This is a genomic window from Psychrobacter sp. 78a-MNA-CIBAN-0178, from assembly GCF_040309625.1.
Taxonomy (GTDB): domain Bacteria; phylum Pseudomonadota; class Gammaproteobacteria; order Pseudomonadales; family Moraxellaceae; genus Psychrobacter; species Psychrobacter okhotskensis.
In genome coordinates, this window is the sequence record NZ_JBEOOZ010000021.1 from 21,954 (window position 1) to 46,261 (window position 24,308).

A 24,308-nucleotide genomic window follows, 5' to 3' on the forward strand; every position below is an offset into this window, starting at 1 on the left:
TAGGGCATATCTTTATATTGTCATTGAAGAATACGCCAATAATTGGTTAAAAGACTTGTTATTGGCCGTGATTTTCTTATAATATCTGCACATTAGTATGTGCACCCTTTTAACAATTATCTTAATGTGGTCAGGATTGTCTCAACTACTGTATTTATCATAGTTGAACACTGCCCCCAAAAAAAGAGGAAATACCCATGGCAAAGGCCAAGTTTGAACGCAGCAAGCCACACGTCAACGTCGGTACCATCGGACACGTTGACCACGGTAAAACCACACTAACCGCCGCTATCGCAACCGTAGCAGCAATCACCTCAGGTGGCGAAGCCAAAGACTACGCGTCTATTGACTCAGCCCCAGAAGAAAAAGCACGTGGCATCACCATCAACACCTCACACGTAGAATATGACACCCCATCACGTCACTACGCCCACGTCGATTGCCCAGGTCACGCCGATTATGTTAAAAACATGATCACCGGTGCAGCCCAAATGGACGGTGCAATCCTAGTCGTATCAGCGACCGATGGCCCAATGCCACAAACCCGTGAGCACATCCTGCTATCACGTCAGGTTGGCGTACCATACATCGTCGTATTCATGAACAAGTGCGACGTTGTTGACGACGAAGAACTGCTTGAACTCGTAGAAATGGAAGTTCGTGAATTACTAAGCGACTATGACTTCCCAGGTGATGACACCCCAATCATCCATGGTTCTGCTACTGAAGCCCTAAAAGGCTCACAAGAAAAATACGGCCAACCAGCCGTCGTAGAACTATTAAACGTACTAGACACCTACATCCCAGAGCCAGAGCGTGACATCGACAAAGCATTCCTAATGCCAATCGAAGACGTCTTCTCAATCTCAGGTCGTGGTACTGTTGTGACTGGTCGTGTTGAATCTGGTATCGTTAAAGTTGGTGACGAGATTGAAATCGTCGGTATTCGTGACACTCAAAAAACCACCTGTACGGGTGTAGAGATGTTCCGTAAACTGCTTGACGAAGGTCGTGCAGGCGAAAACTGTGGCGTACTACTACGTGGTACTAAGCGTGAAGACGTACAACGTGGTCAAGTACTTGCTAAGCCAGGTTCAATCACTCCTCACACCAAGTTTGACGCTGAAGTTTATGTATTGTCAAAAGAAGAGGGTGGTCGTCACACACCATTCCTAAACGGCTATCGTCCACAGTTCTACTTCCGTACCACTGACGTAACTGGCGCAATCCAATTACAAGACGGTACTGAAATGGTTATGCCTGGTGATAACGTTGAGATGGGCGTAGAGCTTATCCACCCAATCGCTATGGACAAAGGTCTTCGCTTCGCTATTCGTGAAGGCGGCCGTACGGTAGGCGCTGGTGTTGTTGCTAACGTATTGAACTAAGATTTAACCTATCAGAGTCATCTGAGACAGTTGATCAGTTCGTGAAAAGCCATCCTTGAGAAAGGGTGGCTTTTTTTTGGATTTATACGACTATTCTTTATAATGGTGATAGCGTTTAAAATTAGATACGGCATCAGTTCTATCTTCTATTGTAATATGGCGCTTGCCTTGTTATATTAACGCAGCTTTGTACGAAGTCTCTTGGATGAAAGGCACACTTCTTCATCAAATAAAACTGACTAAAATGTACAATTTTACCGCTAAAGGCTTGCATTCTATGCTGAATATTGTATAATGCTGTCCTTTACACCCATAGGCGATTGGCTCAATTGGTAGAGCATCGGTCTCCAAAACCGAGGGTTGTAGGTTCGAGTCCTACATCGCCTGCCATCTTCTTATCACATCTTTGTTGTCTCCCACCATCTCCGAAGCGAGTTCTTTATGAGCAATAATCAAGATAACCTCGAGACTAAGTTATCTGATGCCAAGGCGGGTACTGGTGGAATGCTGTCTAAAGGTCAGCACATCTCAGCAGGTAATCAAACAACTGCTGTTGAAGTGGCCAAGACTGGCTCAGCAAAAGATGTGGTTTTGTGGCTACTTGCCGCAGTAGTATTAATTGGCGCGACGTTAGTTAACCAATATTTACCTGGCTATTGGCAGCCTGCCAATGATGTCTGGGTACGTATCGGTCTTATTGTCGCCCTTATCGTATTGGCATTAGTATGCTTGGCATTAACGCATCAAGGCCGCGCTTTTAAAATATTATTAAAAGACGCCGCCGTTGAGCTACGCCGAGTGACGTGGCCGGGCAAAGACGAAACCTTTCAATACACATGGCAAACCATTGTCATGATTGCGATTGTTGGGTTTTTTGTTTGGTTGCTAGATAACTTCTTTAATTGGTTCGTTGGGATATTTATTGGTTAAATAGTCTAGGATTTGGCGCATATCGTGCATTACGAATAGCGAGTATCTTGCTTGTTTAACTCAAATTTTATTTATAACGACTTACTTACAATGATCAGGAGCGTGATATGCGTTGGTATATTGTCCAAGCGTTTTCAGGATATGAAAAACAAGTACAACGTTCATTAACTGATCGTATCAATCGTAGTGACTTTGCTGAGTCATTCGGTGATGTATTGGTGCCTACGGAAGAAGTCGTCGAAATGAAAGACGGCAAAAAGCGTAAGAGCGAGCGTAAGTTTTTTCCAGGATATGTATTGATCCAAATGGAGATGAACGACAATACTTGGCACATCGTAAAAGACTGTCCACGTATTATGGGTTTCATTGGTGGTACACCTGAGACGCCAGCGCCTATTACGCAAGTAGAAGCCGATCGCATTCTAAACCGTTTGAATCAGACTGAAACTGACCCACGTCCTAAGACGCTATTTGAGCCAGGGGAGGAGTTGTTGGTTATCGATGGTCCATTTACTGACTTTAAAGGGTTGGTTGAAAAGGTGGATTATGAGAAGTCTAAATTGCATTTAACAGTAAACGTATTTAATCGACCGACTCAGGTTGAGCTTGAGTTTAGTAAAGTTGAAAAATTAGACTAAACCTGCAAAAAATTTATCAACCGGGGAGCTGTTAGTCAATAAGGGTTATACCGTATTGATTTGGCGCTATTACCCATAAAGGAGAGTATCTCATGGCTAAGAAGATTGATGGTTACATCAAACTGCAAGTGCCTGCAGGCAAAGCAAACCCTTCACCACCGATTGGTCCAGCATTGGGTCAAAAAGGCGTGAACATCATGGCGTTCTGTAAAGAATTTAACGCTGCGACCTCAAATCAAGAGCCGGGTCTACCGATTCCTACTGAGATCACTGTATACAGCGATAAGTCTTTTACCTTCATCATGAAGTCACCACCAGCGGCATACTTACTACGTAAGGCTGCTGGTATCGCTAAAGGTTCTGGTACACCAAACACCGCTAAAGTCGGTAAAGTGGACCGTGCTCAGTTAGAAGACATCGTTAAGACTAAAGACGCAGATTTAACGGCTGCTGATCTTGATGCTGCTGTTCGTACCATCGCTGGTACTGCACGTTCAATGGGTATTACCGTGGAGGGTGTGTAAATGAGTAAACTTACTAAGCGTCAAAAATTAATTGCTGAGCGTGTAGAAAACGAAAAGTTATACACTCTTGAAGAAGCGGTTCAAATCCTAAACGATTTGCCAGCTCTTAAATTCAAAGAGTCTATCGACATCGCAGTAAACTTGGGCGTTGACCCACGTAAATCTGACCAAGTCGTTCGTGGCGCTACCAACCTACCTGCTGGTACTGGTAAAACCAAACGCGTTGCGGTATTTGCTCAAGGTGCTGCTGCTGAAGCCGCTAAAGAAGCGGGTGCTGACATCGTTGGTATGGATGATTTAGCGGATCAAATCAAAGCCGGTAACATGGACTTTGACGTGGTCATCGCGGCTCCTGATGCGATGCGTGTCGTCGGTCAGTTAGGTACTATCCTAGGCCCACGTGGTCTAATGCCTAACCCAAAAGTTGGTACGGTAACGCCTAACGTTGCTGAAGCTGTGGCTAATGCGAAAGCGGGTCAAGCACAGTATCGTGTTGATAAAGCGGGTATTATCCATACCACTATCGGTCAAGTTGGCTTTACTGCTGAGCAAGTTATAGAAAACGCTCAAGCATTGCTATCTGATCTAAAACGCGCTAAGCCTGCTACGTCTAAAGGTACTTTCATTAAGAAAATCACCTTGTCTAGCACCATGGGCCCAGGTATCACGATTGATCCTGTTCCATATCGTGTTGCTAAATAATTTTACTGCATAAAGAATTACTCATGATTCAACAGTTTTGAAGCATGAACACACTATTTTAAAGAATTAGGTCAGCGTAGCAAACGCTATGCTGTCTAAGACCGTAGGTAGAAAGCGGTTTCGCGTTATTAGTTTTAATCTTCGGATTATTAATAATAGCAACGAGCTGCTTTTGTTAATCGACGACAGATGAAAATCTCAGTTGTCCTACGCAGACGGTGACCCACCCAGTTGTTGATAAGAGCCGATAGGGCAACCTATCACTTGATGTCATTCTGATAACGGTGCCGTAATCAGTCGTTATGAGTGAATTCTTTATAGAATTTATAAATAACGTGTCGTATCAAGTCAATCTTAGTATGAATTAGATTGATAAGATTAAAGGAGTCAACTTATGGCATTAACGCTAGAGCAAAAACAACAAGTTGTGGCTGAAGTGTCTGAAGTTGCTGCTAATGCTTACTCAGCAGTAGCTGCCGAGTATCACGGAATTGGCGTTGCTAAGCTTACTCAGCTTCGCGAACAAGCTCGTGATAAAGGTGTTGTTTTGAAAGTGGTAAAAAATACCCTTGCAAAACGCGCTTTTGAAGGCACTAAGTTTGAGAGCATGTCAGACCGTATGACTGGTCCACTACTTTTGGCTTTCTCTATGGAAGATTTGGGATCTGCAGCACGAGTCGTTTTCGACTTTAGCAAAGATAACAAAGCTTTAGAGACCAAATTAGTATCAGTCGGTGGTGAAGTTTATGGTCCAGAAGAGCTAGAGCGCGTATCGAAGCTACCAACTCGCGACGAAGCAATCTCTATCTTGATGGCTACTATGAATGCACCAGTGACCAAGCTTGTCCAGACTATGAACGCTGTTCCTGGCAAGTTCGTTCGCACTGTAGCGGCAATCAAAGACGCAAAAGAAGCTGCTTAATTGCTTGTTTTAACGTAACTTTAACATCGCTAATTTTGGTTGAATTTTATTGCCACATTCGGCAATCAATCAAAGCGATATTAGAATCAATTAATTTTTATCAGATAACGGAGAGTTCTCATGGCACTATCTAAAGATGACGTGTTAAATGCAATCGCTGAAATGTCAGTAATGGATATCGTTGAATTAATCAGCGACATGGAAGAAAAATTCGGCGTAACAGCTGCTGTTGCTGCTGCACCTGCTGCTGCTGGTCCTGCTGCTGCTGCTGCTGAAGAAAAAGACGAATTTGACGTAGTTCTTGCTAGCTTTGGCGAGAAGAAAGTTGGCGTAATTAAAGCCGTACGTGAAGCAACTGGTCTTGGCCTAAAAGAAGCGAAAGATTTGGTTGAAAGCGCTCCAGCTCCAATCAAAGAAGGCGCATCTAAAGCTGAAGCTGAAGAGTTGAAAAAGAAACTTGAAGAAGCTGGTGCAACTGTTGAACTAAAATAAGCTGAGCTTATCTTAGTGTTGTACAAAAAAAGCTGGTAATGCCTTGCATTGCCAGCTTTTTTTTATTATAATTCGTAGCTTGACCTTTTGTGTCTGCCAACAGTCGTATGCAACATCACGGTGGATACCCATCAAAAGGACAGACGATAGCTATGCAAATAAACACAGTGCAAGCACACATACCAGTTTTTGAAATCAGTTAATATCAGCTAAACGTCCATAGATGTTTGGCATTTTTTTGTGTCTGCATGCTTTCCCATTAACACTATAGTTTATACTGATTCTAAAAGTTATAGCTACCCCAATTATTAATCCTGAAAAGCTGTTGATCTTAGGTTGTCCATTTAGCATGGTTTTACTGTCAGTAGGTAGGCTCATAGACGGTAGATATTAGCGACGATATTGATTTTGATAGCAAGTGGTTTAGCATGACTCGAATAGAAGTTATTTCTTCTCAAGAATATTGGTAAATTTGGCCTTTTAGGCAATTGAATATAGATTGGCTGATATTGAAATTGTCGTTCTAAGGCATCATATAGAGTGGCTTAGATACCGATTATAAGATTAGAGCAACTTGTGAGATTAAAGGCAGTTATAAGATTGAATACAGTGTCATAGATACCGATTATAAGATTAGAGCAACTTGTGAGATTAAAGGCAGTTATAAGATTGAATACAGTGTCATAGTGACGCACTGCTGAAGCACATACCACTGTATCACCTGTACTAATGGATAAACAGTCACTAGCTAAGTATTAACACCCGTTTTATATTATCGTTTACGTTGTCAAGTTTGCATAATATTAATATTAAATAGTATTGATGCAAGCTGGCCACGCTTTCAATTCGTTTCCACGTTTACTGTAAGGACTCTCGATGGCATATTCTTATACTGAAAAAAAGCGTATTCGCAAAAGTTTTGCTGAATTGCCCACTGTGATGGACATTCCCTATTTGCTGTCTATTCAAGTAGATTCCTACGAGCAATTTTTGCAAGAGCATAAAAAACCAAAAGCTCGTGAGAATAGTGGCTTGCAAGCTGCGTATTCCTCTATTTTCCCAATTGAGAGTCACTCTGGTAACGCAGAGCTACAATTCGTTGAATATTACTTAGGTACACCTGAATTTGACGAGCGTGAGTGTATCCTGCGTGGCTCAACGTTTGCAGCGCCTATGCGTGTCAAAATCCGTCTGATTATCAAAGATAAAGACAGCAAAGACAAAGACAGCAAAGCGGCAATCAAAGATATCCGTGAGCAAAGCGTCTATATGGGCGAGATGCCTTTGATGACCCAAAATGGTACCTTTATTATTAATGGTACTGAGCGAGTTATCGTGTCTCAGCTGCATCGCTCTCCTGGCGTTTTCTTTGATCATGATAAAGGTAAGTCACATTCAAGCGGTAAAGTGCTATATAACGCCCGTATTATCCCTTACCGTGGTTCATGGCTTGACTTTGAATTCGATGCCAAAGATCTAGTCTTTGCTCGTATTGACCGTCGTCGTAAGCTATTAGCGTCTATTATTCTTCGTGCATTGGGTTTGAGTACCTCTGAAATCTTAGATTTGTTCTTTGATAAAGTAGCCGTTTATAAGGGCGAAGAGCAGTTTGAGATTGATCTGGTTGCTGACCGCTTACGTGGTGAGATGGCACAGTTCGACATCGTATCACCTGAAGGTGAGGTTATTGTAGAGCAAGGCAAGCGTATCAACGCCCGCCGTATCCGTCAGCTTGAAGAAGCGGGTATGACTAAAATCTCTATCCCTGATGAGTACTTATATGAGCGTATCTTGGCCGAAGACATCGTCGTTAACGATGAAGTTATTGCCAAAGCCAATACGTTAATTGACCATGAATTATTGGTTAAATTAAGCGCGTTTGAAGCCAGTGAGTCTATCAAAGAGTTCAGCATTCTGTTCACCAATGATATCGATCAAGGCAGTTATATTGCCGATACGCTACGTGCAGATAGCACCTCAAGCCGTGAAGAAGCATTGATTGAGATCTATAAAGTCATGCGTCCAGGTGAGCCACCAACGGTTGAGACCGCTGAGAAGCTATTTGATAGTATGTTCTTTAACGCTGATCGTTATGATTTATCTAATGTCGGTCGTATGAAGTTCAACCGCCGTCTTGGTCTTGATTTTGTAGATACCGATGATGCTGATATTCAGCGTGAACGTAGCGTATTAACCAATGCCGATATCGTTAACGTCCTAAAAGAATTGATTGAAATTCGTAATGGTCGCGGCGAAGTCGATGATATTGACCATCTAGGTAACCGCCGTATTCGTTCAGTAGGCGAAATGGCAGAAAACCAATTCCGTGTTGGTTTAGTACGTGTTGAGCGTGCGGTCAAAGAGCGTTTAAGCTCGGCGGAATCTGATAACTTGTCGCCACAAGATTTGATTAACTCAAAGCCAGTAGCGGCTGCGGTAAAAGAATTCTTTGGTTCAAGTCAGTTGTCACAGTTTATGGATCAGAATAACCCGTTGTCAGAAGTGACCCATAAACGTCGCGTATCTGCATTAGGGCCCGGTGGTCTGACCCGTGAACGTGCAGGCTTTGAAGTACGTGACGTACATGATACCCATTATGGCCGTGTATGTCCGATTGAGACTCCTGAAGGTCCAAACATTGGTTTGATTAACTCATTAGCGACCTTTGCAAAGACCAACAGCTTTGGCTTCTTAGAAACGCCTTATCGCCGTGTGGTTGATGGTAAAGTAACGGACGTTATTGAGTATCTATCAGCGATTGAAGAAGTAGGTACGGTCATTGCACAGGCTGATTCACCAGTAACCGCAGAAGGCGCATTATCTGATGAAATGGTCAGTGTGCGTAGCTACGGTGAATTCGTCCGCATGCCGCCAGAAAAAGTGACGCATATGGATGTGTCGCCAAGTCAGGTCGTATCGGTCGCAGCAGGTTTGATTCCGTTCCTAGAGCATGATGATGCTAACCGTGCCTTGATGGGTTCGAACATGCAGCGTCAGGCTGTTCCTACGCTACGTGCTGATAAGCCGTTAGTAGGTACGGGTATGGAGCGTCACGTTGCGCGTGATTCTGGTGTTTGTGTCATCGCTAAGCGTGGCGGTGTGATCGAAGACGTTGATGCCTCACGTGTCGTTGTTCGTGTGAATGAAGATGAGATGATCGCTGGCGAAGCCGGTATTGATATCTATAACCTCGTTAAATACACGCGCTCAAACCAAAACACGTGTATCAACCAACGCGTCATCGTCAACCAAGGTGATGCTATTGCTGTAGGTGATATCTTAGCTGATGGTCCTTCTACGGATCTTGGTGAGCTTGCATTGGGTCAGAACATTCGCATCGCATTTATGCCGTGGAATGGTTACAACTTCGAAGATTCGATCTTGTTATCTGAAAAAGTGGTAAAAGAAGATCGTTTCACCACGATTCATATTCAAGAATTGACGTGTGTGGCACGTGATACCAAGCTTGGCACAGAAGAGATCACTGCGGATATTCCAAACGTTGGTGAAGCGGCGCTATCAAGTCTTGATGAAGCTGGTATCGTTTATATCGGTGCTGAAGTGGACGCTGGTGATATTTTAGTTGGTAAAGTCACGCCAAAAGGTGAGACGCAACTGACGCCAGAAGAGAAATTACTACGGGCTATCTTTGGTGAAAAAGCGGCTGATGTGAAAGACACCTCATTGCGTGTTCCAACATCAAGCAAAGGTACGGTCATCGACGTACAGGTCTTTACCCGTGATGGCGTCGAAAAAGATGCGCGCGCAAGAGCGATTGAAAAATCGCAGCTTGATAGCTATCGTAAAGATTTAAAAGAAGAGCTACGTATCTTTGAAGAAGCAGCACGTGGTCGTATTGGTAATCTATTAGATGGCCAAAAAGTCAGTGGTGGTTCGGGTCTAAAAGCCGGTACGGTTATGGCATTGGCTGATATGAAAGACATGAGCCTTGAGACCTTGCTTGATATCCAGCCGGTTGAAGAAGAAATCTCTGAGCGTCTCACGCAGATTGCCGATTACTTAGTCGATAAGCAAAAAGATATCGATGTTAAATTTGCTGAGAAAAAACGCAAATTGACCGCTGGTGACGACTTGCAACATGGCGTACAAAAAATTGTTAAGGTATATCTAGCGGTTAAGCGTCGTATTCAGCCTGGTGATAAGATGGCTGGTCGTCATGGTAACAAAGGTGTTGTATCGCGCATTATGCCGGTTGAAGACATGCCTTATGACGAGCATGGCAACACAGTTGACATTGTACTGAACCCACTTGGTGTTCCATCGCGTATGAACATCGGTCAGGTGCTAGAGACGCATTTGGGTATGGCGGCGAAAGGTTTGGGTGAGAAGATTGATGGCATGCTGAAAGCACAAGCTGCGATGAAAGACTTACGTGAATTCTTAGACCAAATTTATAACAAAGTGGGCGGCGAGCAAGTCGATCTTGATAGCTTGTCTGACGACGATATCATGGCATTGGCAGACAACTTGCGTGGCGGTGTACCGATGGGCACAGCAGTATTTGATGGTGCGCATGAGCATCAAGTCAAAGACTTGCTAGAGCTTGCTGGTCTAGCTAGAAACGGTCAGCAGACATTGTATGATGGTCGTACCGGTCAGAAGTTTGATCGTCAAGTAACGGTCGGTTATATGTATATGCTGAAACTTAACCATTTGGTTGATGACAAAATGCATGCACGTTCTACCGGTTCTTACTCACTAGTAACGCAGCAGCCACTCGGTGGTAAAGCACAGTTTGGTGGTCAGCGCTTCGGTGAGATGGAAGTTTGGGCACTAGAAGCATATGGCGCGACTTATACCTTGCAAGAAATGCTAACGGTGAAGTCGGATGACGTTGAAGGCCGTACCCGTATGTACAAAAACATCGTCGATGGTGAGCAATATATGGATCCAGGTATGCCTGAATCGTTTAACGTCTTGACCAAAGAAATCAAATCACTGGGTATCAATATTGAGTTAAAGCAAACCCATTAAGCACGGCTGACAGAAGCTACCTTTAACATAGCTTTAGTTAATTATTATTCTTAGTGGTCAATCTAGAAGCAGTACGCGGATAGCTGCTGCTTTTAGTGATTTGTCTCAACCCTATTCATTGCCTTCATTCATCTTATTTGCGTCAATAGCACGCCATCAGATGATTATAAAGATAACGGAGAAGCAACTTGAAAGATTTACTCGATATCATGCAAAGCCCTACCGGCAACGGTAATCAAGAGTTTGATAGCATCCAAATTACGTTGGCCTCACCTGATGTGATCAAGTCATGGTCGCATGGTGAAGTGAAAAAGCCTGAAACCATTAACTATCGTACATTTAAACCTGAGCGTGATGGTCTCTTTTGTGCCAAAATATTTGGCCCAGTAAAAGACTTTGAATGTCTATGTGGTAAGTACAAACGCCGTAAATTCCAAGGCGTTATCTGTGAAAAATGTGGCGTTGAAGTCACGACCGCCAAAGTTCGTCGCGACCGCATGGGTCATATCGACCTAGCCAGTCCTGTGGCGCATATTTGGTTCTTAAAATCATTACCAAGCCGCATCGGTCTATTGTTAGACATGACGCTGCGTGATATTGAGCGTGTGCTTTATTTTGAAAGCTATATTGTCACAGAACCTGGTCTGACTTCTCTAGAGAAGTATCAATTGCTTGATGATGAAGATTATTACAGAGCACTTGAAGAGTTTGGTGATGAGTTCACAGCCAAAATGGGTGCAGAAGCCGTTCAAGACCTATTAAAAGACATCGATTTAGATTTAGAAATCGATGAGCTGCGTGAAGCGATTCCACAAACAGGTTCTGAAACTAAGCTTAAAAAGATGTCTAAGCGTCTTAAGCTATTAGAAGCATTCCGTGATTCTAATAACAAGCCTGAGTGGATGGTAATGAATATCTTACCAGTCTTACCACCAGACTTGCGCCCGCTAGTACCACTAGAAGGCGGCCGTTTTGCGACATCAGATCTAAACGATTTATATCGCCGCGTCATCAACCGTAATAACCGTCTTAAGCGTCTATTAGAGCTAAGCGCCCCTGATATCATCGTGCGTAACGAAAAACGTATGTTGCAAGAATCAGTCGATGCGCTACTCGATAATGGTCGTCGCGGTCGTGCGATTACCGGTAGTAATAAGCGTCCATTGAAATCTTTGGCAGATATGATCAAAGGTAAGCAAGGTCGTTTCCGTCAAAACTTATTGGGTAAGCGTGTCGATTATTCTGGCCGTTCGGTCATCGTTGTCGGCCCTACGCTACGTCTACATCAGTGTGGTCTACCGAAGAAGATGGCACTTGAGCTATTCAAGCCATTTACTTATAACAAACTATTGTCTCATGGTTTGGCAACGACGATTAAAGCTGCTAAAAAGATGGTTGAGCGTGAAGAACCGCAAGTGTGGGATATGTTGGCCATGGTTATCCGTGAGCATCCAGTGCTCTTGAACCGTGCACCAACGCTTCACCGTTTGGGTCTACAAGCGTTCGAGCCAGTACTAATCGAAGGTAAAGCCATCCAGCTGCATCCACTCGTTTGTACCGCATTCAACGCCGATTTCGATGGTGACCAAATGGCAGTTCACGTGCCATTGACGCTAGAAGCTCAGCTTGAGTCACGTGCTTTGATGATGTCGACCAACAATATCTTGTCGCCTGCGAACGGTGATCCAATCATCGTACCGTCACAGGATGTGGTACTTGGTTTGTATTATATTAGCCGTTCATCAGTAAATGCCAAAGGCGAAGGCATGATTTTTGCCACGGTCAATGAAGCATTGCGTGCGATTGGCTCAAACGATTTACATGTGAACGCCAAAATTAAAGTTCGTGTGACTGAAACGCATTTTGATGAAGAAGGCAACGAGACCAAAGAGATCAGTATCAAAGACACGGTTGCTGGCCGTTTGCTTATCTGGAACATCATGCCTAAAGGTATGACGTTTGATGAGTGTAACCAAGAGATGACGAAGAAAAACATCTCTAAATTGATCAACTCTTGCTATCGTAAAGTAGGTGTTAAAGACAGTGTTATGTTTGCTGACCAATTGATGTATCTAGGTTTTGCGCAAGCAACGCTATCTGGTGTGTCTATCGGTTTGGATGACATGGTTATTCCGCCAAGCAAAAAGCAAATTATCGAAGTTGCTGAAGGCGAAGTGCGCGAGATTGAAGATCAGTTCGAGCAAGGTTTTGTGACCGCTGGTGAGCGTTATAACAAAGTGGTCGACATCTGGTCACGTACCAATGACAAAGTCGCGAAAGCGATGATGGATAACTTGGCAACGGATAAAGTGATCAACGCCCAAGGTGAAGAAGAAGAGCAGAAGTCATTTAACTCTATCTTTATCATGTCAGATTCGGGTGCTCGTGGTAGTGCGGCGCAGATTCGTCAGTTGGCTGGTATGCGTGGTCTGATGGCGAAACCAGATGGCTCAATTATTGAGACCCCGATTAAAGCCAACTTCCGTGAAGGTTTGACCGTACTTCAGTACTTTATCTCTACGCATGGTGCGCGTAAAGGTCTAGCAGATACCGCATTGAAAACCGCTAACTCGGGTTACCTGACTCGTCGTTTGGTTGATGTGGCACAAGATTTGGTCATTACCAGTGATGACTGTGGTACTGAGCAAGGCTTGCTCATGAAGCCGCATATTCAAGGTGGTGAGATCATCGAGAAACTCGGTGAGCTAGTACTTGGTCGTGTGACGGCTCGTGATGTGACGTATAACGATGATGCCGATAAGGTATTAATTCCAGCGGGTACGTTGATCGATGAGCATTGGGTCAATGTGCTTGACGAAAACGCAATCGATGATATCTGGGTACGCTCAGTTATTACCTGTGATATCGAACATGGCGTTTGTTCACAGTGTTATGGTCGTGACCTTGCCCGTGGTCATAAAGTCAATATCGGCGAGTCTGTCGGTGTTATGGCGGCGCAGTCTATCGGTGAGCCAGGTACTCAGTTAACCATGCGTACGTTCCACGTGGGCGGGGCAGCAAGCTCAGCATCAGTGGACAACAGCATCTCTGTACGTAATGCTGGTCAAGCGCATTTCGAAAACATGAAAACGGTTCAGCATACAGACGGTCACCTAGTTATCGTATCGCGTTCTGCTGAAATTGCGTTGACCGATGAACTTGGTCGTGAGCGTGAGCGTTATAAAGTTCCTTATGGTTCAAGCGTTCTTGTCAAACACGAAGATCAGGTCGAAGGTGGTCAAACCATCGCTAAATGGGATCCGCACACGCATCCAATTATCACTGAATTCGCAGGTACTGCACGCTTCAGTGATATCACTGATGGTATGACGGCGACTGTGAAGGTTGATGATGCGACGGGTATGAGCTCATTTGAGATTCTAGCCACTCGTGACCGTTCAAGCTCAGCCAAAGACTTACGTCCAGCGATTATCTTGAACACTGACGAAGGTAAAGAAGTGGTTTACTTCTTACCTGCTGAAACCATCATTCGCGTGAGCGACGGTGAAAAAGTAGCAGCGGGATCGATTCTAGGCCGTGTACCGCAAGCGTCTTCAGGTACTAAAGACATTACCGGTGGTCTACCACGTGTTGCTGACTTGTTCGAAGCACGGCGTCCAAAAGACCATGCGATTATGGCTGAAATGAGTGGTGTGGTTAGCTTCGGTAAAGAAACCAAAGGTAAAAACCGCTTCATTATCACCAATGAAGATGGTGAGGTTCATGAAGAGCTGATCCCGAAATGGCGTCAAATTAACGTCTTCGAAAATGAAACAGTTGCTCGTGGTGAAGTTATCGCTGATGGTCCACAAAACCCGCACGATATCTTACGTCTGAAAGGTCAAACGGCGCTTGCTGATTATATCGTAAACGAAGTACAGGACGTTTATCGCTTGCAGGGTGTAAAAATTAACGATAAGCACATCGAAGTTATTATTCGTCAGATGCTACGTAAAGTTGAAATTACTGATGGCGGCGATTCAAGTCACTTCAAAGGTGATCAGGTCGAGTACGCTGATATCAAAGCATTGAATGCCAAACTAGAAGCGGAAGATAAATTCCCAGTACAGTTTGAGCGTCAATTACTGGGTATCACTAAAGCCAGCTTGGCAACGGAAAGCTTTATCTCAGCAGCATCATTCCAGGAGACTACTCGTGTCCTAACAGCTGCTGCCGTCACTGGTAAAGTCGATGAGTTACGTGGTCTGAAAGAAAACGTTGTTGTTGGTCGTTTGATACCTGCTGGTACTGGTCTTGCTTATCATAAAGCACGCAAAGAGAAAGCAGATCAGAAGCTACAAGACAAAGACTTAAATGCAGCGTTTGACATGACAGCAAGCACTGATAGTAAAGACTTTGCTAGCTTTGACGAAGCCTTTGCTCAAGAGCTAAATCAAGACAACTAAGCGTCTGCTGTTAACTTTTGAATAAAAATAAAAAAGCCAGCCCAGTCGCTGGCTTTTTTATGCGTTGAAATATAGAAGCATCAGAGAAAAGCAAATACTTGAAAGTCATATAATGAAAATAAATTTTTTCAGAAATATCTCTTAGAAAATAGTAAACTGGAAAAATAGCGTATTCTTTGTGAATACTGACCCTCTAACACAAGGATAATTAAAGCATGGCAGGTAAAACGCGCGTTGCCAAATATCAAGCAGATCGAACCAACCAAAAGCTGTATTTTTGTCGTCTATCTTGCCAAGCGGCAGGAAGTACCAACGATAAGCAGTTATACCAAGCACACTGTGAGACTGCTATTTTTCATTTATACGGCAGTTTTTTAGCCTTTATCCAAGAGCTTGGTCATTTTTATAGCCTAAATATGACTGCCCCAACCTTGGCAGATATCGAGCAAGCGCTGAGCGAACGTACCCAAGTGTCGCCTGAAATTCAACGCTTGCAGCAGTTACAACAACATGGCTTTTTGGCCAATGTAGAGCGGGCTTACCAACGTTGCCTGTATGCCGTATTACCCGATAATTCGACAGCTGAAAATGTTAATACGGTTGAGATAGAACCAAAAGATCTTATCGTCAATGTCGTTACTTTATCGAACCAATGGTTACCAGATGAGGCAACCATACGTGAATGGCGCCAACAGTTTCTTGAGCTGATTGAGCAGTTGCGTGCTGGTATGGTTGAGTTTTAGCAAGGTAGGACTTAACTGATTTTATAAGCAAAGTTTTAAAAGAACAGCTTTGAGAGCATGGTTTTAAAATAAAAAAAGACTGGCTCAGTGATTGCTGAACCAGCCTTTTAACGTTAAATAGCCATTATCATGACAAAGGTTTTACTCTGGCATGGGCGGCATACGCTCCACAGGAGTGACCGACAGCGGGTTTTGTGGCACGCTATCATTGTTACTATTATTTGGTTTTGCCACGGGCGCACGCTCTGCTTCTTCAACCGGCTCAGGTTCTGGTGCCTTACGTTGCTGCGCTTTGGTCTTGACAGGTTTGTTGGCTGAAGTACTGACATCAGTATCCTCGTCTTCGCTAGCAATAGTGCCATCATCCGTCATTTCTATAATTTGTTGTTTTTGCTTTTTAGATTTGGCACGGTTATTAACGGAGACCCATTGATTGGGTACACCTTTAAGCTGGGCTCTCATAAAGTCCATCCACACAGGTAATGCTGCCACACCACCATACTCACGGCGACCAAGGGTCGATGGTTGATCAAAACCCATCCATACGACGGTCGCGTTGGTCGGATGGAATCCGGCAAACCAAGCATCTTTCGCATCGTTAGTCGTACCGGTCTTACCACCGATATCGTTGCGTCCTAAGGCTTTTGCCCGAACGGCTGTACCGCGTTGTACCACATCACGTAAGATATCAGCCATATCATAAGCCACTCTTGGCTTTAAAATACGTGGTGCTTGCGTTGCCATAACGTACTGCACAACAGGCGCTTTTAAGCGATCTGAAGCTGGACTTGCATCATAAACATTTAAATCAAGCGCCTTTTCATCTTTTACCGTATTGTCACTATTTTCTGCATTTAGCTCAGCAGCTGATCCATTCTCTGATGCTTTGTCTTTAGTGTTAGCCTTTTCCTGTTTTTTAGCAGCAAGCGCTTCATTCTCTTTTTCTATTTTTGCCTGATAATCTTCAAGCAGCTTTTTATTAGCATCTTCCAGTTGTTCGTTAAAGCATAAAGCACAAGCTTGCTGCGGATTGGCTTGGAATAATAGCTTGTTGTCATAATTATAGATTTGTTCGATAAAGTAAGGCTGAATGCGATGACCGCCATTAGCGAAGGTAGAGTAGGCGGTTGCCATTTGTAATGGTGTTGCTTGTCCTGCACCCAATGCCAGCGATAAGGTCGTCGGTAGCTTTTCTTTATCAAGACCAAATTCATCTAATAGGTTACGGGCGTCAGAGATACCAATCGCCTGTAATAAGCGAATGGATACCAAGTTGCGTGATAGATATAAGCCACGGCGTAAGGTGATGTCACCTAAGAAACGTTGATCGGAGTTTTTAGGTTTCCAATCGCCTACTTGAATGGGTCGATCCGAGACAATGCTGTCTGGACGGTAGCCTTTTTCTAAAGCAGTGGTATAGACCAGCGGCTTAATCGTTGAGCCCGGTTGACGCCACCCTTGCAGAGCGCGGTTGAATTTGCTGTGGTTAAAGTCAAAACCACCGACCAAGGCATTAACTGCACCCGTTTCAGGATTTAACGAAACCAAACTGCCTTGCACCTTAGGTACTTGCGCCAGTTGCCAATTACCATTAGTTGTCGGTATCAGACGAACGATGTCATTTTTATTAACAATTTGTCCGGCGTTACTCGGATAATAACCAATACGATTGGCTGAAAAATATTTGCGTGCCCAGCTCATGCCTGACCAGTTAACGGTCACGCTTTCACCTGATGGCATGGTTGCCTCGAAACTACGCGAATTAACCTTGGTAACTTTGGCAGGGGACATGTTGCTGTAACGACGGAAATTCTCAAGTGGCTCATCATTGGCTTCCGCACCGCGCCAGCCATGACGATGATCATAAGCTACTAGACCTGTCAGCACGGCAGCTTCTGCATCGGTCTGGGCTTTGCTATCAACAGTAAGACGCACACGCCAGCCACCATTCATGACTTGCTCACCATAACGCTCAACCAAGGTAGAGCGAGTCATTTCTGCCAGATACGGCATATTAACGTCTAGCTTTTCTTGGTATAAATTGATAGCTACCGGTGAGCTTACCGCTTCATCGTGTTGCGCTTTGCTGATATAGCCAAGCTCAAGCATACGACCAATGATCCAATTACGGCGAGTAAGAGCGCGGCTAGGATTAGCAACTGGATTGTATTTAGAGGGGGCTTTTGGCAGACCTGCTAACATGGCCATCTCAGCGATAGAGAGATGCTCTAAAGATTTACTGTAATATTTTTTGGCAGCGGCGCGGATACCATAAGCACCTTCGCCGAGATAAATTTTATTGACATAAAGAGTCAAAATATCGTTTTTGCTGAGCTCGTCTTCAATTTTGCGAGCTAAAAACAATTCCGTCAGTTTACGATTTAAGGTGCGCTCTGGGCTGAGAAAGTAGTTTTTGGCAACCTGCATAGTAATGGTAGAGCCACCAGTTTGGCTGTCATCATCAGTCACCACTTCGGTGACCGCGCGACCAAGACCTTTAATACTAATACCACTGTGCTGAAAGAATGCCGCGTCTTCTGCTGCTAAAAAAGCATGAGTAAGATCTTCAGGGATTTCATCAAAAGTAACCGGTAGCGAGAGACGGTTACCATACTGACCGATTAATTTGTCATCACTACTATAGATCTGTAAGGGCATCTCTAAATTGGCAGTTTTGATTTCTTGAATACTAGGTAGGGTGGGCGATAAATACATCGCCATACCATAGAAGCCAATAGGCACGGCCAGCGCTAAAATAAGCGCTAACGCTAAGCAGGCAATGAAAAGCCCCACCAAAAAGTGAATGAGACGAACGGTAGCATTTTTTTTGGTCATAATCAGACTTATCAATTAAAATTCGCAACAGATAGACTATTATACCTTGAACAAAATAGGTAGGTCATAATAAATGTGTAAGCTACCCTTAATAACTTATTTAAATGCTTGAATCTATCTGGTAAGTAAAGTATTGTACTAAATTATTACAAATAACTATCAGATTGTACATTTAATATAAGGTATAGAGTTTGTGAGGCTATTTACTTCCAAAAGTCGACATTTGATTGGCATAGATATCTGTGCCACTTCAGTCAAATTGGTCGACATACAGCGCCAACAAGGGATATTTCATCTGAAATCCTATGGTATTGAAAGACTACCGGAAGGCGTAGTCGTCGACAAACTCATTGTAGATACTGAGGCAGTGGGTAACATTATAGCTGGTTTGGCGAGACGCTGTCAGGTAGCTGGCAGCGACGCCGCTGCCGCCGTCTCAGGCTCAGCAGTAATTACCAAAATCATTGATATGGATATGGTGCTAAACGATGTCGAGCGCGAAGCACAAATTCGTTTGGATGCGGATCAATATGTGCCTTATCCATTAGAAGATGTCAATTTGGACTTTGAAGTCTTGGGCCCGTCTTTGATCAATGATGAGATGGTGCAAGTACTGCTTGCGGCCTCACGCTCGGAAAATGTTGACCAAAGAGTAGATGCTTTGACCTTTGGGGGCCTGCAAACCAAGGTAATGGATATTGAAACCCATGCTATCGAACGCGCTTTTGGCCTAATGGCGGATAACCTACCAAACATGCCAGAATTGGTCGCTTTGGTCGACATCGGTCATAATCAAACCACTTTATATATTGCTAAGAATGGTGAGTTTATCTATAGTCGCGAGCAATTGTTTGGGGGCTCTCAACTCACAGAGGCGATACAAAATCGCTATGGACTATCAGCTGAAGAAGCAAATATCAGCAAACGTGAACGTACCTTGCCAGATGACTATTATCCTGATGTGTTGACTCCTTTTATAGAAAATACCATCCAACAAATCACCCGCTCCCTACAGTTTTACTTTTCCTCGAGCCAATACAGCAGTATTGATCATATCGTGCTCGCCGGTGGTAGTAGCTCTATTGCCGGTCTTGCTGGTATGGCGCAACAAAAACTGGGTGTGACGGTCAGTATCGCCAATCCATTTACCAATATGACCATTGCGCCGCACATTGATAATGAGCAGTTGGTCATTGATGCACCGAGTTTAATGGCCGCGTGCGGTCTTGCGTTAAGGAGCTTCGACTAATGGCTCGTATTAATCTATTGCCCTGGCGGCAAGAAGAGCGCGAACGTCGTAACAAAGAATTTCTTACCCTAGTAGTGGCGGTAACTTTACTCGCCTTGTTAGCAGCGTTCGCTTCGTGGAGCTATTTTAATAATGAGCTTGATGAACAACGCAATGCCAATGCCCTGATTGAGCAAGAGAACGCCCGCTTAGACAAAGCGTTGACTGAAATTGATAGCCTAGAGCAACGCCGCGAAGATATCATATCGCGTATGCAGGTGATTCAAGATTTGCAAGGTAGACGTCCCGTCCCTGTACGCCTGTGGGATGATTTGGCCAAAGCCATTCCTCCTGCGCTTTATCTAAATAATCTAAAACGTGAAGGTGACACCCTTACCTTGACAGGTCTTGCGGACAATCCAAATGTCGTATCAAGTTTGATTCGTAATCTTGATAGCAGCAAATGGATGGGCAATTCAGCGGTCAGTAATATTCAGCAAAATATCAGCGCTTATGCACCAGCACCTGCGCTCAATGAAACGGTTACGACTGGTGAACAGCCACGCCCTGTTTATCCTGAAGACAGTTATGTGCAGTTTGTCGTAACGACCAAGGTACAATCAGAGACGGCGGTACCTGCAGATGCTAATGCAACTACTGGGCTTGGAGGTGAGTTATGAAACTTAGCCGTAAAAAAAGCCTAATTAAAACCAAAAAGACGGCTGTCAATCCTAAAAAACAGTTTGACTTGAATGAGTTTCGCCGCAGTTTTGAGTCTTTAGATTCTGAAAACTACGGCAGCTGGCCTCTTCCAGTAAAGATAACGGTGATTGGATTTATTGTTGCTCTGATAGCCGCGCTATCGTGGGCGCTACCGATTAGCAGCAAAATTGATGAGATTACTGCAGCTGAAAGTCAGCAGCAAACCTTACTTGACAGCTACCGTGAAAAAGAATCACGGGCGCGTCATTTAAAGGCTTATCAAGCACAGGTTGTCCAGATGGAAACGGAGTTTAACACCTTACTTGACCAACTGCCAAAAGACACGCGTGTGTCAGAGCTGGTAGAGGGTATCAATATGACGGGCGTTGGCAGTAATATACGTTTCCAAGATATTTCTGTAGAGCCTGAAATTGAAAATGAGTTCTTTATTGAGCAGCCTATTCGCATTGCAGCGTTAGGGGAATATCATCAGTTTGGTAGCTTTCTCAGTGGACTTGCTGCTTTACCACGTATTATTACCATGCACGATTTTGAAGTCAGTAATCCACAACCTACTTTGGATGTGTTGCCGGAGCTGAATTTGGTATTACAAACCAAAACCTATCGCTCAAAAGAGGCGGCACCTGAAGGTGAAGAAGCCGTCGCGACTGATGCTGCTACAACTGATGCTGCAGGAGGCAACTAATGACTATTCAAAAATTGCCCATGCTACTGATTTTAAGCACCGCTGTTTTATCAATGACAGGTTGTAGTGACCGTATTGGTATGGCAGAGCAAGCGATGACAGATATTCGCAATCAGCCCGCGCAGCCTATCGAGCCACCGCCAAAAGCTGAACTGGTAGAAGATTTTGTCTATAGTGCCAGTACGCAGCGCAGCCCGTTTTTGCCACCAAGCTTAGTCAATGTACAAGGTCCTAGTACCTCTATCGATGGCGTACGCCCTGATATCACTAGAGTCAAAGAACCACTTGAGCAATATGAGCTGTCACAGCTGACTTTTCGCGGCGTCGTAATTTCGCCTGAAGGTCAGCAATATGCACTCGTACAACGTCCTGATGGTTCAGTGGCTAGTGTGAGAGTAGGTGATTATCTTGGATTAAATGACGGCCGTATTGTTGAAATCACGCCGACTCAGATTAATTTGATTGAAATTGTGCCAGACAGTCGCGCCGGGTTTATTGAAAAGCCCCAGTCGTTGGTCTCCCCTATAAGTTAAGTCGGCAGATTTTTTGAGGAATAAATAATGACAGTACGCAATAACAAGGTAATGATGATGAGCAACCGCGTCTCTTCTGCTTTTGCCATCTCTGCATTGGCAATCGGCATGGTAGCAGTTAATAGTAGCGCCCATGCTGCCCAGCGCATCGACAATGTCTCTGTAGTACAGACGGCACCAGCAGTGACACAAATGCGTTTAGGGTTTGCAGGCTTGCCGGTATTACCTGCCGCTTATCAGCTTGATGATCCTAGCCGTTTGGTGTTGGATTTTGAGCAAGTGCAAAACGGGCTTGCCAGTCGCTTTAGCGAATACAACATTGGTATGGTCAACGACGTGACTACGTTAAGCAGCGACAACACCACGCGTCTGATTGTTGGGCTTAAACAAGCAGGCAACTATACGACGGCGATTGACGGTAATGATCTACTGTTGACCCTGACTGACCCCAGTCGTCCAGTCATAACCAATGACCCGATTCAAGACGTACTCAATGACAATAACGCCATTACTACGACTGCAGTAGTTACACCGATTGTAGAAACCAGTAGTGTAGCTGTTGCCCCAGTTAGAACAACGGCAACCAGCACGACTGTGATTAATAACCAAGTGCCGACGGATACGATGATCGTGCGAGTTAATCCGCTATTAAATCCACAGCTTGCTGCTTCTCAAGTTAGTAAGCAATATAGCTATGATGGTTTGACGGCTGTGAATTTTTCGGCAGCAAATAACGGCGGCGGTAATGTCAGTGTTGCGCTTGCCAATGAAGCGATCCCGGTGGATGTGCAGCGCCAAGGTAACAAGCTGGTCATACGCTTGACTGGCAGCACGGTGCCCAGAAATTTATTACGTCGCTTGAATATTAATAGTGGTCTCGTAAATAGTATTGATACTAAAAACCAAGGTCAAAATGGGGTCATTACCATTAATATGACTGAAGACTATGAGTATCAAGCTTATCAATCGGGTAACCAGTTAAATGTTAGTATCAGCAAACCTGAGCTGCTACGAGAGCCAACCCTAGAAGAGAGAGTATATAGTGGTGAAGCGCTGTCTATGGAATTCCAAGATGTAGAAATCCGTAGTGTCTTAGATATCTTAGCGCAGTTCACAGATATGAATATCGTCGCTAGTGATTCGGTAGCAGGCAATATCACTTTGCGCCTAATCAACGTACCTTGGGATCAAGCGCTTGATATTATTCTAAAAAGTAAAAATCTGGGCAAACGTGAGAATGGTAGGGTGATCTTAGTCGCGCCTGCTACGGAACTTGCTGAACAAGAAGCGCGTGAGCTTGAAGCGCAGCAAGCGGTTGAATCTTATGCACCACTCCGCACCGAATATATTCGCTTAAGCTACGCAAAAGCGCAAGATGTGTTAACCCTTATCTCGAAAGGTCGTGGCTCATCTGGTGGCAGCAATACTGGCAACGCCAATTCCAGTGCCAATAATACCTTATTATCTAATCGTGGAACGGTCACGGTTGACGAACGTACTAATACTCTGATTATCAAAGATGTGGCGGATAGTATCGAAAATATCCATAAGCTTATCAGCAAAATTGATATACCGGTTCGTCAAGTGATGATTGAAGCGCGTATCGTTAGTGCGACTGATAGCTTTAGTAAAGAGATTGGTGTTCGTTGGGGCATCCTATCGAATGGCGCGGCGAATAACCGTAGCCTACTGGTCGGTGGTAGTAATCAGACTTTGGCAGATTTGAAGGATTTTGATATTGAAACGACGACAGTTAACGGTCAAACGGTTTCCTATCCTTCTTACGATATCAGCCGTCCTGATAACTTAAACGTTGACTTAGGCGTTGCCAATCCAGCGGGTAGTATCGCTTTTGGTTTGCTGAGTATGTCCGATGTGATGCTAGATCTTGAGTTGTCAGCCTTGCAAGCCGACAACCGTGGTGAGGTCATCTCAACACCGAAGATTTTGACAGCGGACAAACAAACGGCCAAAGTATCATCGGGTACGCAGATTCCTTACCAAGAAGCATCGGCCAGTGGGGCAACCACGACCAGCTTTAAAGAAGCCGCACTGAGTTTAGAAGCGACACCGAACATTACACCAGACGGTAAAATTGGCTTGCAACTGGTTATCACTAACGGCACACCGACTATTATCAATAATCAGGTAGCGATCGCTGAAGATTCAATCTCGACCAACGTTATCGTTGAAGATGGTCAAACCATCGTGCTAGGTGGTGTCTTTAAAAATCGTACCACCAATGAGGTGTCTAAAGTACCCTTTTTAGGTGATTTACCGTATGTTGGTCGAGCTTTCCGTAAAGACGTACGTAGTAACTCTAAAGAAGAGCTACTGATATTTGTCACACCAAAACTGATTAACGATGGTGTTAGCCGTTTAAATTAATAAGTGTACTATCAGTTATTAATGCAAAAAAGCAAGCCTTAGTGCTTGCTTTTTTATGGGTAAATTTTGAGATTAGCGACATTTTACTAACACTACTCCCAAAAATCAAAGTAACAAGGAAAACGAATGCAAGTACTACATTTGGTAAATTAAGCGAGTTTGACACCGCCAACCGT

At 44.2% G+C, this 24,308-nt stretch carries 16 protein-coding genes and 1 tRNA gene; 16 read left to right on the top strand and 1 reads right to left on the bottom strand.

Annotation, left to right across the window (positions count from 1 at the left end; translation table 11 throughout):
* The first annotated feature begins 197 nt into the window (after positions 1-197).
* The 11 genes from tuf to AAEY80_RS11210 all read left to right on the top strand — a co-directional run bounded on the left by tuf (position 198) and on the right by AAEY80_RS11210 (position 15,740).
* Positions 198-1,388 carry an elongation factor Tu gene (gene tuf / locus AAEY80_RS11160; protein ID WP_025652105.1) on the top strand — a complete coding sequence of 397 codons (1,191 nt, stop codon included), beginning with the start codon at positions 198-200 and terminating at the stop codon, positions 1,386-1,388.
* Positions 1,389-1,702: 314 nt separating this feature from the next.
* A tRNA-Trp gene (locus AAEY80_RS11165) sits at positions 1,703-1,778 on the top strand.
* 51 nt (positions 1,779-1,829) lie between these two features.
* Positions 1,830-2,318, top strand: coding sequence for a preprotein translocase subunit SecE (secE, locus tag AAEY80_RS11170; RefSeq protein WP_025652242.1), 489 nt, complete (start codon positions 1,830-1,832; stop codon positions 2,316-2,318).
* Between the two features lie 107 nt (positions 2,319-2,425).
* The gene (gene nusG, locus AAEY80_RS11175) at positions 2,426-2,956 is read left to right on the top strand and encodes a transcription termination/antitermination protein NusG (RefSeq protein WP_010201718.1); all 531 of its coding nucleotides are present in this window, start codon (positions 2,426-2,428) and stop codon (positions 2,954-2,956) included.
* Positions 2,957-3,048: 92 nt separating this feature from the next.
* A complete protein-coding gene (gene rplK, locus AAEY80_RS11180) occupies positions 3,049-3,480 on the top strand; it encodes a 50S ribosomal protein L11 (protein ID WP_010201717.1) in 432 nt (143 codons plus the stop codon).
* Positions 3,481-4,182, top strand: a complete 702-nt coding sequence (gene rplA, locus AAEY80_RS11185) for a 50S ribosomal protein L1 (RefSeq protein WP_025652243.1) — start codon at positions 3,481-3,483, stop codon at positions 4,180-4,182. It abuts the gene before it with no gap.
* 394 nt (positions 4,183-4,576) lie between these two features.
* Complete coding sequence (gene rplJ / locus AAEY80_RS11190; protein ID WP_025652244.1) at positions 4,577-5,104, top strand: 50S ribosomal protein L10; 528 nt, start codon at positions 4,577-4,579, stop codon at positions 5,102-5,104.
* A 120-nt stretch (positions 5,105-5,224) separates the two neighbouring features.
* Positions 5,225-5,596 (top strand): 50S ribosomal protein L7/L12, encoded by a 372-nt coding sequence (gene rplL / locus AAEY80_RS11195; RefSeq protein ID WP_057761722.1) that lies wholly within the window; start codon positions 5,225-5,227, stop codon positions 5,594-5,596.
* An 876-nt stretch (positions 5,597-6,472) separates the two neighbouring features.
* Positions 6,473-10,591 carry a DNA-directed RNA polymerase subunit beta gene (gene rpoB, locus AAEY80_RS11200; RefSeq protein ID WP_025652246.1) on the top strand — a complete coding sequence of 1,373 codons (4,119 nt, stop codon included), beginning with the start codon at positions 6,473-6,475 and terminating at the stop codon, positions 10,589-10,591.
* Positions 10,592-10,779: 188 nt separating this feature from the next.
* Complete coding sequence (gene rpoC, locus AAEY80_RS11205; RefSeq protein WP_025652247.1) at positions 10,780-14,997, top strand: DNA-directed RNA polymerase subunit beta'; 4,218 nt, start codon at positions 10,780-10,782, stop codon at positions 14,995-14,997.
* A 215-nt stretch (positions 14,998-15,212) separates the two neighbouring features.
* Positions 15,213-15,740, top strand: coding sequence for a DUF6586 family protein (locus AAEY80_RS11210; protein WP_025652248.1), 528 nt, complete (start codon positions 15,213-15,215; stop codon positions 15,738-15,740).
* Between the two features lie 141 nt (positions 15,741-15,881).
* Here the strand turns inward: AAEY80_RS11210 and AAEY80_RS11215 are convergent, their stop codons facing one another.
* Positions 15,882-18,575 (bottom strand): penicillin-binding protein 1A, encoded by a 2,694-nt coding sequence (locus tag AAEY80_RS11215; RefSeq protein WP_025652249.1) that lies wholly within the window; start codon positions 18,573-18,575, stop codon positions 15,882-15,884.
* Between the two features lie 193 nt (positions 18,576-18,768).
* On the opposite strand from AAEY80_RS11215, the gene pilM reads away from it, so the two are divergent.
* The 5 genes from pilM to AAEY80_RS11240 are packed head-to-tail and all read left to right on the top strand — an operon-like array spanning position 18,769 to position 24,132.
* Complete coding sequence (gene pilM, locus AAEY80_RS11220) at positions 18,769-19,824, top strand: type IV pilus assembly protein PilM (RefSeq protein WP_101212191.1); 1,056 nt, start codon at positions 18,769-18,771, stop codon at positions 19,822-19,824.
* Positions 19,824-20,483 carry a PilN domain-containing protein gene (locus tag AAEY80_RS11225; protein WP_025652251.1) on the top strand — a complete coding sequence of 220 codons (660 nt, stop codon included), beginning with the start codon at positions 19,824-19,826 and terminating at the stop codon, positions 20,481-20,483. The genes pilM and AAEY80_RS11225 overlap by 1 nt, the downstream gene beginning before the upstream one ends.
* Positions 20,480-21,211, top strand: a complete 732-nt coding sequence (locus AAEY80_RS11230) for a type IV pilus inner membrane component PilO (RefSeq protein ID WP_173238724.1) — start codon at positions 20,480-20,482, stop codon at positions 21,209-21,211. Before AAEY80_RS11225 ends, AAEY80_RS11230 begins: the two co-directional genes overlap by 4 nt.
* Positions 21,211-21,744 carry a pilus assembly protein PilP gene (locus AAEY80_RS11235; protein ID WP_173238725.1) on the top strand — a complete coding sequence of 178 codons (534 nt, stop codon included), beginning with the start codon at positions 21,211-21,213 and terminating at the stop codon, positions 21,742-21,744. Before AAEY80_RS11230 ends, AAEY80_RS11235 begins: the two co-directional genes overlap by 1 nt.
* Before the next feature lie 27 nt (positions 21,745-21,771).
* A complete protein-coding gene (locus AAEY80_RS11240; RefSeq protein ID WP_350588326.1) occupies positions 21,772-24,132 on the top strand; it encodes a type IV pilus secretin PilQ in 2,361 nt (786 codons plus the stop codon).
* Positions 24,133-24,308: the final 176 nt, after the last annotated feature.

Excerpts from the sequence above, each read along its gene's own strand:
- secE (WP_025652242.1), top strand. The coding sequence starts at position 1,830 with ATGAGCAATAATCAAGATAACCTCGAGACTAAGTTATCTGATGCCAAG.
- rplJ (WP_025652244.1), top strand. The coding sequence starts at position 4,577 with ATGGCATTAACGCTAGAGCAAAAACAACAAGTTGTGGCTGAAGTGTCT.
- rpoB (WP_025652246.1), top strand. The coding sequence starts at position 6,473 with ATGGCATATTCTTATACTGAAAAAAAGCGTATTCGCAAAAGTTTTGCT.
- AAEY80_RS11225 (WP_025652251.1), top strand. The coding sequence starts at position 19,824 with ATGGCTCGTATTAATCTATTGCCCTGGCGGCAAGAAGAGCGCGAACGT.
- AAEY80_RS11235 (WP_173238725.1), top strand. The coding sequence starts at position 21,211 with ATGACTATTCAAAAATTGCCCATGCTACTGATTTTAAGCACCGCTGTT.
- nusG (WP_010201718.1), top strand. The coding sequence starts at position 2,426 with ATGCGTTGGTATATTGTCCAAGCGTTTTCAGGATATGAAAAACAAGTA.
- AAEY80_RS11240 (WP_350588326.1), top strand. The coding sequence starts at position 21,772 with ATGACAGTACGCAATAACAAGGTAATGATGATGAGCAACCGCGTCTCT.
- AAEY80_RS11230 (WP_173238724.1), top strand. The coding sequence starts at position 20,480 with ATGAAACTTAGCCGTAAAAAAAGCCTAATTAAAACCAAAAAGACGGCT.
- tuf (WP_025652105.1), top strand. The coding sequence starts at position 198 with ATGGCAAAGGCCAAGTTTGAACGCAGCAAGCCACACGTCAACGTCGGT.
- AAEY80_RS11215 (WP_025652249.1), bottom strand. The coding sequence starts at position 18,575 with ATGACCAAAAAAAATGCTACCGTTCGTCTCATTCACTTTTTGGTGGGG.
- rplA (WP_025652243.1), top strand. The coding sequence starts at position 3,481 with ATGAGTAAACTTACTAAGCGTCAAAAATTAATTGCTGAGCGTGTAGAA.
- rplL (WP_057761722.1), top strand. The coding sequence starts at position 5,225 with ATGGCACTATCTAAAGATGACGTGTTAAATGCAATCGCTGAAATGTCA.
- AAEY80_RS11210 (WP_025652248.1), top strand. The coding sequence starts at position 15,213 with ATGGCAGGTAAAACGCGCGTTGCCAAATATCAAGCAGATCGAACCAAC.
- rplK (WP_010201717.1), top strand. The coding sequence starts at position 3,049 with ATGGCTAAGAAGATTGATGGTTACATCAAACTGCAAGTGCCTGCAGGC.